The following is a 16,612-nucleotide window of genomic DNA, read 5'->3' as shown; positions in this document are numbered from 1 at the left end:
ACACGCCCATATCACCACAATGCACCTTTCTTGACATTGAATGATTAATGGTGGGAGGCGCCTCCGACCCCTGCGAAGGACGCCCATGTGATGCTCCCCCGAAAGCCTCGCCATTCCCTTCTCGCAGGGGTCGCCCACGGTTCGCCCCGTCGGGCCCTGGGGACGCTCCTCCTGCTCACGCTGGTGGCACTGGCCGCCGCCGTGGGCGGGCACGGTGTGGGCGAGCGGCTGGCCCCGGGCGGGTGGACCCCGGCCACGGCGCAGTCGACCCGGGCCGACGCCTTCCTCGCGTCGCACTTCGGCGGCGGCGAGCCGCACCTGGTGCTGGTCCTCACCACGAAGGGGCAGGTCGACGCACCCGCGGCGGCCGAGGCCGGCCGTGCGCTGACCGGGCGGCTGACGTCCGACCCGCACACGGCCTGGGTCCGGGGCTACTGGCCGCAGCAGATGCCCGAGCTGCGGAGCAGGGACGGGCACAGCGCCGTGGTCGCCGTGCGGTTCCACGGCGACGAACGGGCCGTGCTGGCGGCCAGCAAGGCCGTGACGGCCCGGGAGACCGGACACACCGGTCCGTTGCAGGTCTCGGCCGCCGGCGAGGCCGCCCTGTTCGCCGAGATGGAGCGGCTGAGCACCGAGGGCGCGCTGGTCGCCGAGATGGTCGTGGCGCCGCTGGTGCTGCTGATCCTGCTGTGGATCTTCGGCAGTCTGGTCGCCGCGCTGCTGCCCGTGGTCGTGGGCGGCTTCGCGGTCGTCACCACGACCGCCGTGCTGCGGCTGCTCAGCGAGGTGATGACGGTGTCGGTGTTCGTGCTGAACATCGCCACCGCGCTCGGCTTCGGACTCGCCGTCGACTACTGCCTGCTGATGGTCAGCCGGTACCGCGAGGAGCTCGCCGCGGGGGCGCAGCCCGTGCAGGCCGCCGAGCGTGCCCTGGGCACCGCGGGGCGGGCGGTGGCGTTCTCGGCGACGACCGTGGCGGCGGCGCTGGGGGCACTGATGGTCTTCCCGCTGCCGCTGACCCGTTCGCTGGCCGTCGGCGGGGCGGCCGTGGCGGTGTGCTCGGCGGCCGGGGCGCTGCTGGTGCTGCCCGCGATGCTGGTGCTGCTGGGGGTGCGCGTCAACCGCTTCGACCTCTTCTCCCGCTGGCGGCGCGGGGCCCGGCGGCCACTGGCACAGGGCCGCTGGTACCGGCTGGCGATGTGGGTGACACGGCGCCCGGCGATCGTCGCGGTGGGCACCCTGCTGGTGCTCGGGGTGCTGGCCGCACCGGGGGCCGGGGTGCGGTTCGGCATGTACGACGACCGCATCCTGCCGCCCTCCTCGCCGGTGGCCCGGGCCTCGCAGCGGCTGCGCACCGACTTCGCCGCGGAGGCCGAGGACACGGCCACGGTGGTGCTGCCGGGCCTGCGCCTCGCACCCCCGGCCGAGGCCCTGACCTCGGATGCGCCGGAGGTGTCCCCGGGCGCGGCGTCCGCCGCGGCGGCGGTGCACGGTTACGCCGCGCGGCTGTCGCTGCTGCCGGGCGTGCGGCAGGTGCAGACGGCGACGGGCACGTACCGCGCCGGCCGGCTCACGGCCGACGCGGACGCGCGGGGGGCCGGCTTCGCCGGGCCCGCGGGAACCTGGCTGAGCATCACCCCGGCGGTGCCGTCGGTGCTGTCCCCGGAGGGCCGGCTGCTGACCGAACGGCTGCGCCGGGAGCCCGCTCCCGGCCCGGCGCTGGTGGGCGGTTCCGGGGCCCGGATGACCGACACCGAGGACGCGCTGGGCGGCCGGCTGCCGGCCGCGGTCCTGCTCACCGTGGCGGCCACCCTGGTGCTGCTGTTCGCCTACACCCGCAGCCTGCTGGTGCCCGTCAAGGCCGTGCTGCTCAACGCCCTCAGTCTGGCGGCCACGTTCGGGATCATCGTCGCGGTCTTCCAGCAGGGCCGGCTGGAGTGGCTGACGGGGCCGCTCAACGCCCCCGACACCACCGACGTCATCATCCCCGCGGTGATGTTCTGCACGGCCTTCGGCCTGTCGATGGACTACGAGGTCTTCCTGCTCTCCCGCATCCTGGAGGAGCACCGCAACGGCACGGAGACGCGGCTCGCGGTGGCCACCGGACTGCAGCGCACCGCGCGGCTGTTCACCTCGGCGGCGCTGGTGTTCGCCGTCGTCATGGCCTCCCTCGCGGCCTGCGACCTGGCCATGCTGCAGCTCATCGGTTTCGGCCTGGCCGTCGCCGTCGTCCTGGACTGCACCCTGGTGCGGGCCCTGCTGGTCCCGGCCGTCATGTGCCTGGCGGGGCGGGCCAATTGGTGGCCCGCACGCGGCGCGCGGCGCTGACGGGACCGGCCGTAGCGGAGGGCATGACTCCGCAAACGGCCGTCAACTTCGCGTTTAGGCAAAACATTCGATATCAAGCGTCAAATACTCTTGATCTGCGCATGACCATCCCGTGAGATCGCGACAGCCGCTCCGTGCGGCTCCGGTCCTCCCAGGGAGATTTCATGCACGTAGCTCGTCTCCGGTCGCGCACCGCGGCCGCAACGGCGGTCACCGCCGCCCTCACCGCCGCTGCGCTGACGGCCGCCCCGCTGACCGGGGCCACCGCTGCCGCGCACGCCGCGACGGTCCCGCACACCAAGGCGGTTCCGGCGGTCGCCGGCCACACGCTGGTGCGCGCCGTGGGCAGCCCGCTCCCCATCGAGCAGTGCCAGGCCCAGTTCAAGCTGAACTGCTACAACCCGCTCCAGTACCGCAAGGCGTACAACCTGGAGCCGCTGTACAAGGCCGGCATCACCGGCAAGGGCCGCACGATCGTCATCGTCGACTCCTTCGGCTCGCCGACGATCCAGCACGACCTGGACGTCTACAGCAAGCAGTTCGGCATACCCAGCAGCAAGGTCGACGTCGTCAAGTGGGGCAACGTCCCCGCGTTCGACCCCAAGAACTCCGACATGACCGGCTGGGCCGGCGAGACCACCCTCGACGTCGAGATGGCGCACGCCGTGGCGCCCGACGCGAAGATCGTCCTGGTCGAGACGGCGGTCGCGGAGACCGAGGGCACCACCGGTCTGCCCGAGATGATGGACGCCGAGAAGGCCATGATCGACCGCGGCGTCGGCGACGTGATCAGCCAGAGCTTCGGCGCGACGGAGAACACCTTCCCCGGCTTCGACAAGGGCGACTTCTCCAGCATCAAGAACCTGCGGTACGCCTTCGAGGACGCCAAGAAGAAGCACGTGACCGTGCTCGCCTCCTCCGGTGACGGCGGCGCCACCGACAACACGGCCGACGGCAAGGGCTACTACAAGGAGCGCGTCAACTCCTGGCCCTCGTCCGACCCGCTGGTGACCTCCATCGGCGGCACCCAGCTGCACCTGGACGACAAGGGCAACCGCGTCAAGCCCGACAGCGTCTACAACGACCACGGCTCCGGCGGCGGCGGCCAGTCGCACGTCTTCGGCCGTCCGTCCTTCCAGAACGCCGTCAAGGGCGTCGTCGGCGACCGCCGCGGCACCCCGGACATCTCGATGTCCGCCGCGGTCGACGGCGGCGCCTGGATCTACTCCAGCTACGACCCGACCGCGACCGGCTGGGACATCACCGGCGGCACCAGCGAGGCCTGCCCGCTGTTCTCCGGCATCGTCGCCCTGGCCGACCAGGCCGCCAAGCGCCGTGTGGGCGACATCAACGAGGCGCTGTACACGCTGTACAAGCAGTCCGCGCACGGCAAGAGGACCGGCATCGTCGACGTCAACGACGGTACGAACAACAGCTACCAGGGCGTCGAGGGCTACACCGCCGTCAACGGCTACGACATGGCGACCGGCGTCGGCACCGTGGACGCCGCCCGCTTCGTCCCGGCCCTCGCCCGGGCGAGCCGCCGCGGCTGACGCACCGTGACTCACCCGCAGGGGTAACGGGGGAGCAGGGAACGCCCTGCTCCCCCGGCCCGCTTGACCGGCCGTCACCATCCGTCACCGGACGACTGCGTGTCGTACCGGGCCGAGCCTCGTTGAGCGCATCGGGGGCCGTTCCCCCGCCTGCTTCGCCGTCGAGAGCAAGGATCTGTGATGCGCCTGTTCCGCACTGCGGTCGCCGCCCTGGGAGGTCTCCTCCTCGCCGTCTCGCTGCCTGCCGCCACGGCAGGCGCCTCCGGCGGCGAGTTCCACTGGAGGGGCCCCGAGGGGAAGCCCTACTTCATCACCAACCCGCCGGAGGGCAAGTGCCTCGCCATGGCCCAGGAGGCGCGCCAGGCGGAGAACAAGACCAAGGGCGTCGCCGTGGTCTACGCCGACAAGGGCTGCAAGGGTGCGGAGCACCACCTGGGCCACGGGCAGAAGGCCCCCGCCAAGTTCGTCTTCAAGAGCGTGAAGTTCGGCGGCCACTGAGCCGTCCGCCGTCCGTGCAGTCCAGCAGGTACTGGACCTCCTGCACCTTCCGGTCGGTCCTCTTCCGCCGCACCCGTCCCGCCCCTACCCTGGCCTGCGATGGCCACGATCGGGAACCGGGGGACGGGCGCCGGACTGCGGCGCGACGCGGTGGGCATGCGCGAGGTGCTGTTCCAGAGCATCACCTCGATGGCTCCCGGAGCCGCCATCGCGGCCTCGATCCCCACCGGTGCCTCCTTCGCGGGCGGCAGCCTGCCGCTGTCCGTGCTGCTCGCCCTCCTCGCCTGCCTGCTGGCCGCCTCCTGCATCGGGGAGCTGGCACGCCGCCTGCCGGCCGCCGGGTCGCTGGCGGCCTACAGTTCGCAGGGCCTGCACCCGGCGGCCGGCTTCCTCGTCGCGTGGGCGTATGTCTTCGTGGAGGCCCTGGTCCCGGCCCTGTTGATGCTCCAGATCGGCTTCACCGCGGCGGGGACGCTGCACGACGAGTGGGCCGGCTACCCGGCGGACCTGTGGTGGCCGTGGGCCCTGGCGGGGGCGGCGGTCGTGACGGTCGCGGGCTTCTACGGGATCCGGGCCTCGGCGCGGCTCGGCACCGTCCTCGGCGTGCTGGAGATCGCGGTCTTCCTGGTCCTCACCGTCCTGCTGATCGTGCGGGCCGGATCGGCCAACTCCCTCTCCGTGTTCACCACCCGCCACACCCCCGACGGCAGCGGCGCGGGCGGGGTGCTCGCGGGCGCCGCGTACTGCGTGCTGGGCTTCGCAGGGTTCGAGGCCGCCGCGCCGCTGGCCGAGGAGGCCCGGCGGCCGCGGCGCACGGTGCAGCGGGCGGTGGTCGGGGCGGCGCTGGGCGTCGGGCTGTTCTACGTGGCCGCCACCTACGCCATGACCGTCTTCTACGGGCCCGGGAGGTTCGCGGAGTTCGGGGTGGCGGGGGCCGCGTCGTGGAGCGGGGTGGCGCGGGCGTCGTTCGGGTTCTTCTGGGTGCTGGTGTTCCTGGCCGTCGTCAACTCCTGTGTGGCCAACGCCAATGCGGGCGTCAACGCCGCGACCCGCACGGCCTTCGCGTTCGGCCGCATCGGGGTGTGGCCGCGCGCCCTCGCCGTCGTGCACCCCCGGCACCGCTCCCCCGTGGTGGCGGTCGCCGTGCAGGGGGCGTTCACCCTGGCGCTGGCGCTGGGCCTCGGTGCCGCCTACGGCCCGACGACGGCCTTCTCACTCCTGGCGACCATCGTCGTGACCGTGGTCATGGGCGTGTACATCGCGGCCGACCTCGCCTGTGCGGGCTTCTTCCTGCGCCGCCGGCGCGCGGAGTTCCGCCCGGTGCGTCATCTGCTCGTACCGGCGCTGGGCGTCGTCGCGTTCGTGCCGGCCCTGCTGACCGCCGCGGGGCTGCCGGTCTTCTGGTTCGTCACCCGGCTCGCAGCCCCCGTCTCGTACGCCGGTCCGGTGGTGGCGGTGTGGATGCTGCTCGGCACGGTCCTGCTGCTGGTGCTGCGGCGGCGGTATCCGGAGCGGCTGGCCGCGATCGGACGGATCCATCTGGACGAGGACAAGGAAGAGGAAGCGGAGTTGCAGGACCATGACTGAGCCGAGGATCCTGACCGTACGGCCCGAACCGGGCGAGTTCGCCTGGACGTTCGGCGGCGCACCGCCGGTGGCGCGCATCGCGCCGGGCACCGTGCTGGACCTGTACACGGAGGACTGCTTCGCGGGGCGCGTCCGCTCCGAGCAGGACCTGGTCTCGCAGGTGTGCGAGTTCCCGTTCCTCAACCCGCAGACGGGCCCGTTCCACGTGGAGGGCGCGGAGCCCGGGGACACGCTGGCCGTCCACTTCGTGTCCGTCGAACCGGCCCGCGACTGGGCCGCCTCCACCACCGTGCCGCTGTTCGGCGCCCTCACCTCCACGCACACGACGGCCTCCTTGCACGAGCCGCTGCCCGAGGTCGTCTGGATGTGGCAGCTCGACCGGGAGCGCCGTACCTGCCTGTTCCGCGCCCGGGACAGCGACACCGAGATCGAGCTGCCGATGGATCCGATGCACGGCACGGTCGGTGTCGCGCCCGCGCACCTGGAGGTCCGCTCGGCGCTCGTGCCCGATGCGCACGGCGGCAACATGGACACGCCCGAGATGCGGGCCGGCGTCACCTGCTTCCTCGGGGTCAACGTGGAGGGCGCGCTGCTGAGCCTGGGCGACGGGCACGCGCGGCAGGGCGAGGGCGAGACGTGCGGGGTGGCGGTCGAGTGCGCGATGAACACGGTCGTGATCGTCGACCTGTTGAAGGGCGTCTCGACGCCGTGGCCGCGCCTGGAGTCCGACACGCACATCATCACCACCGGTTCCGCCCGCCCGTTGGAGGACGCCTTCCGGATCGCCCAGCTCGGCCTGGTGGACTGGTTGCACCGGGACTTCGGGCTGTCCCGGCTGGACGCCTACCAGCTGGTGACCCAGGCGTCCGAGTCACCGCTGGCCAACGTCTGCGACGCGAACTACACGTCCGTGGCGAAGCTGCGCAGGGAATGGCTGCCGCCGGGCAGTGCGCACCAGGACATGCACTGGCGATTGCGGGAGGTCAGTCGACGTATTTGCGCAACACACCCTGATAGTCGGTGAATTCCGGACCGGTGTGCAGCTTGTCCGTGCCTCTCTTGAGATAGACCATCCCCGGACAGACGGGCTTCCCGCTGCCGCGCAGTCGCTCGCTGCCGACCTTCTTGCCCGTCTTGGCCTCGTAGACGGTCACGTCGTACACACCGCGGTACAGCTTGATGGTGTCCGTGGTGAATTTGCAGTCGGTCAGGTACTCCCCCTCGCCGGGAGAGTCCAGGCAGGCGATGAGCTGGACCCGGTGCGGGTCGAGGCGGTTGCCGCTCCAGTAGTCCGGCGTGCCGGAGGCCGGGAAGGCCGGGCTCGGCGAACCGGACTCGCTGATATTGAACATCGCGATCGGGTGCGGGCCGGCACCGGTGTGGCCGGCCGCCTGCGGGAAGTACTTGCGGCCCATGCCGTCGCCGCACCCCCTCTCGAAGTCGGAGACACGGTTCAGCGCCTTGTCGTCCGCCTTCGGCTCGAACATCACCCAGTAGACGCCGTAGCCGACAGCCGCCACCATGACCAACGCGGTCACCCGGAGGAACAGCTTTTGCCGCCTGCGCTGTTGCGGCTGCAGATGCTGGGCGGACGCCGTGCCGATCCTTCTCCTTCTGCTCACCAAGAAGTATCCGAAGCCGACGACCGGTGCAGCCGCGACCACGACGAACACGACGCCCACCAGCGGATTGCCGCCCTTGAAGGCGATTGCTGCGAAAACGACAGCGATGCCGATGAGCAGCACCACCAGCTTGGCCACGAAACGTACCTTTCCTCGGAGACAACACGGGCCACGCGGCTGTTGCGCTACTGATCGGCCTGGCGCGGCAGCGTCTCCCGCCGCGCTGCGGCCTCCTCGCGAGCCGCCCGCCGCCTGCGTGCGGCCATGCTCAGCCCGCCCACCAGGGCGATCAACCCACCGGTGATGGCTCCGGAAACCAGCTTGTGCAGCAGATCGTCCATCGGGACCCCGTTCACGTACACGACTCGGATGCGGGACGTGCCTGCCGGCACGTCGCTGCCCGAGCGTCGTGGAAGGCGTTGAAATATCGATGAAGTCACGATGAAGCACAGGCCGGAGGCCACATGGCGGACGTGTGCCCTCAACAGCTTCGGCTCAGGGTGCACGGAGCAGTGCCGACTTGAGGTCTGACGATGCCCTCCCCTCGCGGCCGCAGGGCGGTCGCATGCAGTGAGCCCAGAGACGGCTGAACCGCCGTCACGCGCGCTGCAACAGCCGGGATCCGGGCCCAGGTCGCCCGGGCACCACTCTTCACCGCACCGGAGGTCTTCGTGTCCCACCGTCATACCCGGCTGACTGTTCATGGCAGGCAGAGCCTGGTCGAACACGTCCGATCCGGCCGTCCGTTCGCGCATGTGGCCGCCGAGATGGGCATCTCACGGACGACGGCTGACAAGTGTGTCCGCCGGTGGCGGGCCGAGGGAGAGCCGGGGCCGAGGGACCGTTCCGGCAAGCCGCGCACGACCCCGCACCGCACCCCGGCCGCACTTGAGGCCCGGGTGTGCGACCTGAGGACGGCACGGAAGCCGGGCCCGGCCCAGACCGGCCCCATCGTGGGCCTGCCCGCCTCGACCGTGCACCGGATACTCACCCGGCACGGCCTGCACCGGCTCGCCCGGACCGACCGGCCCATCGGACAGGTCCTAGGCCGCCAACACCTGTTCTCCCCGGGCGAGGAGGCCGTACAGCGCCATCGGGGTCACGTACCCGGGCCAGCGCCCGTCGACGAACAGGTGTACTTCGGCATCCTGGTAGCACTGGTCCACCAGTTGCGAGCAGATCTGGTGCCGGGTGGAGGCCACGTAGCGCCGCAGCCCGGGCAGCGGCAGCCGGAACCGGTGCGCGGCAATGGCTCCGTAGTCGAGGAAGCTGTACGGCACTCCGACGTAGCGGCGGGCTGCTGCGCACACAGCCGCACGTTGCTGCCCGGTCAGCTCGGGCGGGTACACGTACAGCACGCGCGAATGCGCGTATTCCTCCAGCGGACGGATGCGCGCCCCGCCCGGTTCGGCCTCCAGCAGCTTTCCGCCGGGCAGGACGAGGAAAGCGTGTTCGTAGTCGGCGAATCCGTTGCCGTTCAGCCACTGGCCGATGCGGATCATTCTGCCGGCGGGTCCTGCTATCCGGGTGAGCCCGATGTCTGCGGGCATGGGGGTGGTGTGCATCATCGACGGCTCCGCTGCACGCGAGGGGGGTAAGCCACTTGGCTCATACCCGCGTTGGAGCCGTCGGGCACGCGCAGGCGAGCTTATGACGAGCCTTGTCGTATACCGTCGACGCCCGCCGTGGCGAGCCAGTCCGTGATGCGCTGCCGGGGCCGGACCCCGCTGAAGCGGGAGACCTCCCGGCCGTCCCGCAGCAGGACGACCGCAGGCACGCCGAGGACGTCGAAACGCTGCCGGGCCCACTCGGCCCGGAAGATGTCGATCTGCACGCCGACCAGGCCCGCGCCGTGCGCCCCGACCGTGTCCTCCAGGACGGGGGCGAGGACCTCACAAGGCCCGCACCAGGGTGCGGGCAAGTCGACCAGGACGGGCAGGGGATGGGAGAGAAGCCGGTCGAGTTCCCGCTCCTCGGTGATCTCGTGGAGCACTCCGCCGCGGGGCGGGCGGCGGCCTCGGCGTCGGGGAGATCGGACATGGTCGCGGCATCGGCGTCGATACGGGCGAAGCGGGCCGCATGCCGGGGAGCCCCTGCTCCGGGAAGCGGAACATGCAAGTCCTGTTGCCCATGCGGCTCATGGCAGGCATGCGGGGCGGCCGCCCGGGTCGGCCGATCGACCGAGTTCGGGCCCCCGCCGGTCGGCGGGAGGCTCAGCCAGTTCCCGGAAACACCACCAGCGATCTCCCGCCCCTCCCGTGCCGCATCGCCGCGAACGCCTCCGGGATGTCGCCGAGTCCGATCCGGTCCGTCACCATGCCCGAGAGGTCCAGCCGTCCTTCCCGCACGTGCTGCGCGACGATCGGCAGGTCCCGGGCGGGGTCGCTGTTGCCGTAGACGCAGCCCGACAGCGTCCTCCCGAAATGGAAGAGTTCCAGGGCCGAGAACGCGACCTGCTCCCCCTTCCCCCCGATGCCGACGACCGTCGTGCGGCCGCCGCGCCGCGTCGAGGACCAGGCCGTGCGGATGGTCTCCGCCCGGCCCACGCACTCGATGGCGACGTCGGCACCCGGCCCGCCCGCCGCTGCGCGGACCCGCTTGGCCGTGGTGTCGCCGTCCGCCAGGACGAAGTCGGTGGCACCGGCGGCCCGGGCCGGCTCCTCCTTCTCCGGGGAGGAGTCCACGGCGACGATCGTCTCCGCCCCCGCGATCCGCGCGGACTGGACGGCCGCGAGGCCGACGCCGCCGACGCCGTACACCGCGACCGACTCGCCGGCCCGTACCCGCGCGCTGTGGTGCACGGCGCCGTAGCCGGTGAGGACGGCACAGCCGAGCAGGGCGGACTCGGCCAGGGGGATCCCGTCGGGCAGCGGGATCAACGCCTCCGCCCGTACGACGGTCTCCTCCGCGAAAGCCGCTGTGCCCAGGCCCGGATACAGCGCCGAGCCGTCGGCGGCGAGCGTGGCGTACGGGGCCCCCGCGGCGCTCGCCGCGTTCGTGCAGAGCCACGGTTCGCCCAGACCGCAGAGGTGGCAATCACGGCAGGGCGGCGCCCAGTTGAGGACGACGCGGTCGCCGGGGGCGACCGCGTGCACGCCCTCGCCCACCGCCGTGACCGTGCCCGCGCCCTCGTGGCCGAGGACGGCGGGCACGGGCTGGCGCAACGTGCCGTCGGAGAGGGAGAGGTCGGAGTGACAGACCCCCGCTGCCGCGAGCGCGACGCGGACCTGGCCCGGGCCGGGGGCGGGCAGGTCGATGTCGGTCACCCGCAAGGGGACGCCGACGGCGGACAGGACTGAAGCGCGGACCATGTCGGTGCCTTTCCGTGAACCCTCGGAACCCCTCGGAACCCTCGGCAGCCTCAGAGTTGCAGGGACTTCGTCTGCAGGTACTCCGCCAGGCCGTGCGCCCCCAGCTCGCGCCCCACACCCGACTGTTTGTAACCGCCGAACGGGGCAAGGATGTTGAACCCGCCGCCGTTGATGTCGACCTGGCCGGTCTGCATGCGCCGGGCGAAGGCCACCGCCTTGTCCCGGTCGGCCGCCCACACCGCGCCGCCGAGCCCGTACACCGAGTCGTTGGCGATGGCGGCTGCCTCGTCCTCCGTCTCGTACGCGAGGAAGGACAGGACCGGGCCGAAAATCTCCTCCTGCGCGATGGTCATCTGCGGGGTGACGTCGGCGAAGACGGTCGGGCGGACGAAGTAGCCCTTCTCCCGGCCCTCCGGCGCGTCCATGCCTCCGGTGACGATACGGGCACCCTCCTCGACGCCCTTGGTGATGTATCCGCGCACCCGCTCCCGCTGCTCGGCGTTGACGACCGGGCCGAGCCGCACGTCGGGATCGGCCGGGTCGCCGGGCACGTACTTCGCGACGGTCTCCGCAGCGAGACGGACCGCCTCCGCGTACTGGTCGACGTGGACGAGGGTGCGCGTGAGCGCATTGCAGCTCTGCCCCGAATTGCGCATGACGTCCGCCACGTTGGCGACGATCGCCTTCGCGAGGTCGGCGCCCGGCAGGATCACGTTCGCGGACTTGCCGCCCAGCTCCAGGGCTACCCGCTTCACGGCGCCGCCCGCGAGCGCGCCGATGCGCTTGCCGACGGCCGTCGAGCCGGTGAAGGAGACCAGGTCGACGTCCGGGTGCTCGGCGAGGGCCCGGCCGGCGACCGGGCCGAGGCCGGTGACGAGGTTGAACACGCCCGCCGGGATGCCCGCCGCGTCCACGCACTCCGCGAACAGCCGGGCCGTGAGCGGGGTGTCCTCAGCCGGCTTCAGGACGATCGTGCAGCCCGCCGCGAGCGCGGGGGCGGCCTTCGCGACGATCTGATGCAGGGGGTAGTTCCACGGCGTGATCGCGCCGACCACACCGACCGGCTCGTGCAGGACCACCGAGTTGCCGACCGTCTCCTCGAAGGGGTAGGAGGCGGCGAGTTCGGCGAACGAGCCGACCACGGCGATCGGCAGCCCGGTGTGCACGCGCTGTGCGAAACCCGTGGGTGCGCCCAGTTCCGCGGTGATCGTCGCGGCGATCTCCGTCTGCCGTGCCGCGAGCGCGTCCCGCAGCGCGGTCAGGTACTTCGCACGCTCGGCGGGCACGGTGGCGGCCCAGCTGGGCAGCGCCGTGCGCGCCGCACGCACGGCGGCATCGACGTCCGCAGCGGTGCCGGCGGGCACGGTCGCGATGACCTGCTCGTCCGCCGGGTTGACGACGTCGATCCGGTCGCCGCCCTCGGCGGGACGCCAGCTGCCGTCGATGTACATGCCGTCGTGCACGCTCACAACCGTCGCCTCCTGCCGTCCCGGTGGACACGCGCTCAACCTAACCTCCGTCAACGGCCGCACACCAGTCCGCCCCCGACCCGGCTCGTCGCCAAGTGTCCGTGCTCAGGCGGCGCCGAGCGGAGCGACGGGCACGGCCGCGGGTCCTGCCGGCGGTCGGCCCGTGAGCCACGATGCCGGTCCTCTGATCAACAAGATGAAGGCCCGGCGAGGCATCGCTGCCCGGTACGGCAAGCCCCCGGAAAGCCACCTCGCCGGCCTCTGCCTGCGTGCCGGATCAGCAGTAGCGCGTCGTGTAGTGGTGCCCCGGCGTGGTGCGTGTCCAGTACCACGTCGCGACCTGGCCGTAGACGAGCCACTTGGGTCCGTCGGTGTGCCGGTAGTTGTCCTCGATGTCATACGCGCACACTGTGACCGAGCTCCGGTCCGTCTCGCACATCCTGTAGAACTGCGTCATGCTCGCGCCGTCGGGGTTGGACGGATCGAACGACGTGTAGCAGGGAACATCCTGCGCGCTCACAGGAGAAGCGACCGCTGGGGCGGCGGGACGCGCCGTGGCGACCGGGGCCGTCGTCAGACCGAGCGCGGCCGTGGCGGTCGCAGCGGTCGCAGCGAGAAGAGCCGTGCGAAGAGAAAACACAGAAGGTCTCCAGTCGACGGGAACTGCAATGCCGGAACCATGTCATGCACCCGACCTGACGGCCAGCGCGCACGAACGACAATCGAGCTTCATACGGGCAATGAACTTCCACTCCTCGTCCGCCAGTTACGTACGCGGGCGTCTGACCCGCCTGCACGCAGCGGACCGGCTCGACCGGTCCCGCGCGAGATACCGCCGTCCGTCCCGCGCCGCCGACAGGACGTCCAGCGGACGTTTAGCGGACGTTCTCCCGGAGTAGCCACAGTCGGGACGTCAAGCCGTGCGGCCCGGGGCCGCACGATCCGGGCCCGCGGGACGGGGAGAGGACATGGCGGAACGGTTCGGCACAGTATTGCGCGCCTACCGGCGGCGGGCCGGGCTGACCCAGGAGGAGCTGGCGGAGCAGGCGGGGCTGTCGGCCCGGACCATCCGCGCGCTGGAGTCCGGGCAGGGGCGGGTGCCCCGCCTCGCCTCGGTGCGGGAGGTCGCTAAGGCCCTCGGACTCGACGCGGACGACCGGCAGCGTCTGCTCGCCACGGCCACAGCCGCGGCCGACGGGCCGGAGGGGGCGGCGGAGACCGGGCACCTCGGGCGTCGGCGGTATCTGCCGTACGACATACCGGACTTCACCGGGCGCACCGCCGAAGTGGCCCGGATCGCCGAGCTGGTCGGCAGCGGCGCCGCGAGCGCGGTGCTGGTCTCCGCGATCGACGGCATGGCGGGCGTCGGCAAGACCACGCTGGCGGTGCACGCCGCCCATCTCATGGCCGACAGGTTCCCGGACGGCCAGTTCTACTGCGACCTCCACGGCTTCACCCCGGGCCACGACCCGGTGGGCCCGGAGCCGGCGCTGGAGGCGCTTCTGCGCATGGCCGGTGTCGACGGCGCCCGCATTCCGCACACCCTGCAGGAGCGGTCGGCCCTGTGGCGTACCACGCTGTCGGACCGGCGGGCCCTGGTGGTGCTGGACAACGCCGCCACCGCCGAGCAGGTGCGTCCGCTGCTGCCCGGCTCCGCCTCGTGCGCGGTGCTGGTGACCTCGCGGCGGCGGATGCTGGGGCTGGAAGGTGCCGTCCCGCTCTCGCTCGACGTGCTGCCCGCGGCCGAGGCGTGCGCGCTGGTGGCCCGGATCGCGGGACACGACCGGGTCGCCGACGCGCCCGAAGCGGTCGCCGAGGTCGCCGAGTTGTGCGGCCGCCTGCCGCTGGCCATCCGGATGGCGGCGGCCCGGCTCGCCCACCGGCCCGCGTGGACGGCCCGGGACCTCGTCGCCGAGCTCCGCGCGGGCCGCCGCCGGTCCGGCCCCGGCGGCAACGAGCAGGCGGTCAGCGCAGCCTTCGCCCTCTCCTATGCGCGCCTCGCCCCGGACCGTCAGCGGCTGTTCCGGCTGCTCGGCCTGCACCCCGGCACCGACCTCGACGCATACGCGGCCGCGGCCCTGGCGGACACGGACGTGGCGACGGCAGGACAGTGGCTGGAGGAGCTCGTCGACGTGCACCTGCTGGAGCAGTACGCGCCCCACCGCTATCAGCTGCACGACCTGCTCCGCCGGCACACACAGGAGGTCCTGCACGCGAGCGAGCCGCCCGCAGACCGGGAAGAGGCGGAACTACGGCTGCTCGACCACTATCTGCACACCGCGCTGAGCGCCCGCCCCGTGGTGGCGCCGGGACAGCGGCTGCTCCCGTTCGAGGTCGCCCACCCGCCCGCCGGCACGCCGGACGTGGGCGACCGGGCCTCGGCCCTGGCCTGGTACGAGGCCGAGCACGCCAACCTCGTCGCGATGATCACGCACGCCGCCGCACACGGCCGGAACGAGCACGTCTGGCAGTACACCCACGTCCTGCAGCACTTCTTCGACATCCGGGGACGCACCCTGGACTGGGTCGCCACCCATGAACTCGCCCTGGCCGCCACGGAGAACCTCGGCAACCGCCTGGCCCACGCCGAGATCCTGACCAGCCTCGCCATCGCCTGCTGGTACGCCGGGCGCCACGAGGACGCGTTCGACCGGGGGCTGGAGGCGCTGGCTCTGTGCCAGGAGATCGGCGACGCGTGGGGGGAGGCCGTCGTCCTCACCAACTTCGGGATCGCACAGGGGCAGTTGGGGCAGACCGAGGAGGCCGTCGGCCTCCACCGGCAGGCCCTGGCCCTCTACGGCGGCATCGACGCCCCCTGGGGCGAGGCCCTGAGCCTGACCAGCCTGGGCACGCTCCACGCCCGGCTCGGGCGGGCCACGGAGGCCCTCGATCACCACCGGCGGGCGCTCGATCGCTACCGGCGGATCGGCGACCCGTGGGGCGAGGCCCGCACCTTGACGAACATGGGCGCCTGTTACCGGCAGTTGGGACGGTTCGGCGAGGCCGTCGCCCACCACGCACACGCGCTCTCCCTCGACCGCCGGATGGGCGACCGGCGTGCGGAGAGCGAGGTCCTCAACGACCTCGGTGCCGCCTACCACGCGGCCGGCCGCCGCGACACCGCCCGGCGTCGGCACCAGCGGGCACTGGACATCGCCCATGCCATCGACAGCAGCCTGCAGATCGCCCGTGCCCACCAGGGCATCGCCTACGCCCTGGCCCCGGACGCCCCCGACGCCGCCCGCCACCACGCCGAGCGGGCACTCGCGGCCCACGGCGGGCCGAGCGCCCCCGAAACCGCCGAACTCACCGCGTTCCTCGACGCCCTCGGCCGGGGCCCGGCCCGGTCAGAGCGGGCTGCTCAGGAGGTGGGGCCGGACCAGTAGGCGTCGGGCCACTTCTTCGCATCCGGGCTGAACTCGACCTCGGCCTTGTCGGCCGCGCCGGCCGGCAGCGAGAAGGCGTACTTGCCGACGGCTTCCTTGCCGGGCAGGAGGTAGCCGGTGATGACCTTCTGGCGTCCGCTTCCGTCGATCACCAGCTCCGCGGAGGCCCCGTCGGCATCGTTGACGTCGGGCAGTCCCGTCTCGACCGAGATCCGCTCCGTGCCGGTGTTGACGACGGTGACCGTCACCTCGACGGCCTTGTTCCCCTTCGCGTGGCCGTGCGCGAAGTCGTCCGGGGTGAACGGCTCCGGCTTGGCCACCGTGACCTTCAGGCCGTTGCCGAACGTGTACGACTGGCCGAAGGACAGGTGCCTGGCCTTCTCCTCGGCCTTCTGCTTCTCGTCCTCCGCGGCCGCCGAGGCCTTCACCTCGTCGACCTTCGAACGAACGTCGTCGGCCGCCTCCTTCACCACCACTGCGGCGAACACGCCGGCGCCGGCCGAGATCAGCAGACCGGCCCCGCCCAGGATCACACCGGCCAGCGCCATCGCCTTGTTGGTCGCCAGGCCCTTGCGCGCCTGGCTCAGCCCGACGAAGCCGAAGACCACGGCCAGCAGGGCCGGCACCCAGGACATCCAGAACAGGACCACGAGCAGACCGAGGACCACACCGATGATGCCGAGCACCAGAGCGGCGACGCCCATGCCGTTGCGGGCCTGCGGCATGGGCGCCGGGTAGGGCTGCCAGTGCGGAGCGGCCGGTCCCGCCGGCGGCGGGCCCCACGGGCCCTGGCCGGCCGGCTCCTGGGCCACGGGCTCCTGGGCCGCCGGATTCTGGTCACCGGGCGGAACGGGCATG

The 16,612-nt window shown here is 72.1% G+C and carries 14 protein-coding genes and 1 pseudogene; 7 read left to right on the top strand and 8 right to left on the bottom strand.

From position 1 onward, the window contains the following. Window positions 1–90 precede the first annotated feature (90 nt). From ACLHRZ_RS02960 to ACLHRZ_RS02940, 5 genes are all read left to right on the top strand, one after another. The gene (locus tag ACLHRZ_RS02960) at window positions 91–2,328 is read left to right on the top strand and encodes an MMPL family transporter (protein WP_490416612.1); all 2,238 of its coding nucleotides are present in this window, start codon (window positions 91–93) and stop codon (window positions 2,326–2,328) included. 164 nt (window positions 2,329–2,492) lie between these two features. Continuing rightward, the gene (locus tag ACLHRZ_RS02955) at window positions 2,493–3,881 is read left to right on the top strand and encodes a S53 family peptidase (protein WP_490416611.1); all 1,389 of its coding nucleotides are present in this window, start codon (window positions 2,493–2,495) and stop codon (window positions 3,879–3,881) included. 180 nt (window positions 3,882–4,061) lie between these two features. Beyond that, window positions 4,062–4,379, top strand: coding sequence for a hypothetical protein (locus ACLHRZ_RS02950; protein ID WP_490416610.1), 318 nt, complete (start codon window positions 4,062–4,064; stop codon window positions 4,377–4,379). A gap of 99 nt (window positions 4,380–4,478) precedes the next feature. Then, the gene (locus ACLHRZ_RS02945; protein ID WP_490416609.1) at window positions 4,479–5,966 is read left to right on the top strand and encodes an APC family permease; all 1,488 of its coding nucleotides are present in this window, start codon (window positions 4,479–4,481) and stop codon (window positions 5,964–5,966) included. Beyond that, a complete protein-coding gene (locus tag ACLHRZ_RS02940; RefSeq protein ID WP_490416608.1) occupies window positions 5,959–6,990 on the top strand; it encodes an acetamidase/formamidase family protein in 1,032 nt (343 codons plus the stop codon). The genes ACLHRZ_RS02945 and ACLHRZ_RS02940 overlap by 8 nt, the downstream gene beginning before the upstream one ends. On the opposite strand, the gene ACLHRZ_RS02935 is transcribed toward ACLHRZ_RS02940, so the two are convergent. Beyond that, window positions 6,950–7,726, bottom strand: coding sequence for a hypothetical protein (locus ACLHRZ_RS02935; RefSeq protein ID WP_490416607.1), 777 nt, complete (start codon window positions 7,724–7,726; stop codon window positions 6,950–6,952). The two genes, ACLHRZ_RS02940 and ACLHRZ_RS02935, sit on opposite strands and share 41 nt — an antisense overlap. 47 nt (window positions 7,727–7,773) lie before the next feature. Beyond that, window positions 7,774–7,929 (bottom strand): hypothetical protein, encoded by a 156-nt coding sequence (locus ACLHRZ_RS02930; RefSeq protein WP_490416606.1) that lies wholly within the window; start codon window positions 7,927–7,929, stop codon window positions 7,774–7,776. Window positions 7,930–8,259: 330 nt separating this feature from the next. On the opposite strand from ACLHRZ_RS02930, the pseudogene ACLHRZ_RS02925 reads away from it, so the two are divergent. Next, window positions 8,260–8,664: pseudogene (locus ACLHRZ_RS02925) on the top strand (helix-turn-helix domain-containing protein); the annotation flags it as partial. Here ACLHRZ_RS02925 and ACLHRZ_RS02920 read toward each other — a convergent pair. The 5 genes from ACLHRZ_RS02920 to ACLHRZ_RS02900 form a co-directional block, all read right to left on the bottom strand. Further along, on the bottom strand, window positions 8,632–9,156 hold the full coding sequence (locus ACLHRZ_RS02920; protein WP_490416605.1) for a hypothetical protein: 525 nt from the start codon (window positions 9,154–9,156) through the stop codon (window positions 8,632–8,634). The pseudogene ACLHRZ_RS02925 and the gene ACLHRZ_RS02920 sit on opposite strands and share 33 nt — an antisense overlap. An 80-nt stretch (window positions 9,157–9,236) precedes the next feature. Continuing rightward, on the bottom strand, window positions 9,237–9,581 hold the full coding sequence (locus tag ACLHRZ_RS02915) for a thioredoxin family protein (RefSeq protein WP_490416604.1): 345 nt from the start codon (window positions 9,579–9,581) through the stop codon (window positions 9,237–9,239). A 220-nt stretch (window positions 9,582–9,801) separates the two neighbouring features. Beyond that, a complete protein-coding gene (locus tag ACLHRZ_RS02910; protein WP_490416603.1) occupies window positions 9,802–10,899 on the bottom strand; it encodes a zinc-binding dehydrogenase in 1,098 nt (365 codons plus the stop codon). A gap of 50 nt (window positions 10,900–10,949) precedes the next feature. Beyond that, on the bottom strand, window positions 10,950–12,368 hold the full coding sequence (locus tag ACLHRZ_RS02905; protein WP_490416602.1) for an aldehyde dehydrogenase family protein: 1,419 nt from the start codon (window positions 12,366–12,368) through the stop codon (window positions 10,950–10,952). 277 nt (window positions 12,369–12,645) lie between these two features. Beyond that, window positions 12,646–12,888 carry a hypothetical protein gene (locus ACLHRZ_RS02900; RefSeq protein ID WP_490416601.1) on the bottom strand — a complete coding sequence of 81 codons (243 nt, stop codon included), beginning with the start codon at window positions 12,886–12,888 and terminating at the stop codon, window positions 12,646–12,648. Window positions 12,889–13,336: 448 nt separating this feature from the next. On the opposite strand from ACLHRZ_RS02900, the gene ACLHRZ_RS02895 reads away from it, so the two are divergent. Further along, window positions 13,337–15,754, top strand: coding sequence for an ATP-binding protein (locus ACLHRZ_RS02895; RefSeq protein WP_490416600.1), 2,418 nt, complete (start codon window positions 13,337–13,339; stop codon window positions 15,752–15,754). Here the strand turns inward: ACLHRZ_RS02895 and ACLHRZ_RS02890 are convergent. Next, window positions 15,730–16,611, bottom strand: coding sequence for a DUF4190 domain-containing protein (locus ACLHRZ_RS02890; protein WP_490416599.1), 882 nt, complete (start codon window positions 16,609–16,611; stop codon window positions 15,730–15,732). The two genes, ACLHRZ_RS02895 and ACLHRZ_RS02890, sit on opposite strands and share 25 nt — an antisense overlap. Between the last annotated feature and the right edge of the window lies 1 nt (window position 16,612).

This window comes from Streptomyces sp. AM25, assembly GCF_058146165.1.
Note: the sequence above shows the minus strand (reverse complement) of the source record. Positions and strands in the feature narration are given on the sequence as shown.

Bases quoted from the DNA above. Each gene is read 5' to 3' on its own strand.
- ACLHRZ_RS02960 (WP_490416612.1), top strand. From the start codon at position 91: ATGCTCCCCCGAAAGCCTCGCCATTCCCTTCTCGCAGGGGTCGCCCAC.
- ACLHRZ_RS02940 (WP_490416608.1), top strand. From the start codon at position 5,959: ATGACTGAGCCGAGGATCCTGACCGTACGGCCCGAACCGGGCGAGTTC.
- ACLHRZ_RS02890 (WP_490416599.1), bottom strand. From the start codon at position 16,611: ATGCCCGTTCCGCCCGGTGACCAGAATCCGGCGGCCCAGGAGCCCGTG.
- ACLHRZ_RS02950 (WP_490416610.1), top strand. From the start codon at position 4,062: ATGCGCCTGTTCCGCACTGCGGTCGCCGCCCTGGGAGGTCTCCTCCTC.
- ACLHRZ_RS02930 (WP_490416606.1), bottom strand. From the start codon at position 7,929: ATGGACGATCTGCTGCACAAGCTGGTTTCCGGAGCCATCACCGGTGGG.
- ACLHRZ_RS02955 (WP_490416611.1), top strand. From the start codon at position 2,493: ATGCACGTAGCTCGTCTCCGGTCGCGCACCGCGGCCGCAACGGCGGTC.
- ACLHRZ_RS02920 (WP_490416605.1), bottom strand. From the start codon at position 9,156: ATGATGCACACCACCCCCATGCCCGCAGACATCGGGCTCACCCGGATA.
- ACLHRZ_RS02945 (WP_490416609.1), top strand. From the start codon at position 4,479: ATGGCCACGATCGGGAACCGGGGGACGGGCGCCGGACTGCGGCGCGAC.
- ACLHRZ_RS02895 (WP_490416600.1), top strand. From the start codon at position 13,337: ATGGCGGAACGGTTCGGCACAGTATTGCGCGCCTACCGGCGGCGGGCC.
- ACLHRZ_RS02910 (WP_490416603.1), bottom strand. From the start codon at position 10,899: ATGGTCCGCGCTTCAGTCCTGTCCGCCGTCGGCGTCCCCTTGCGGGTG.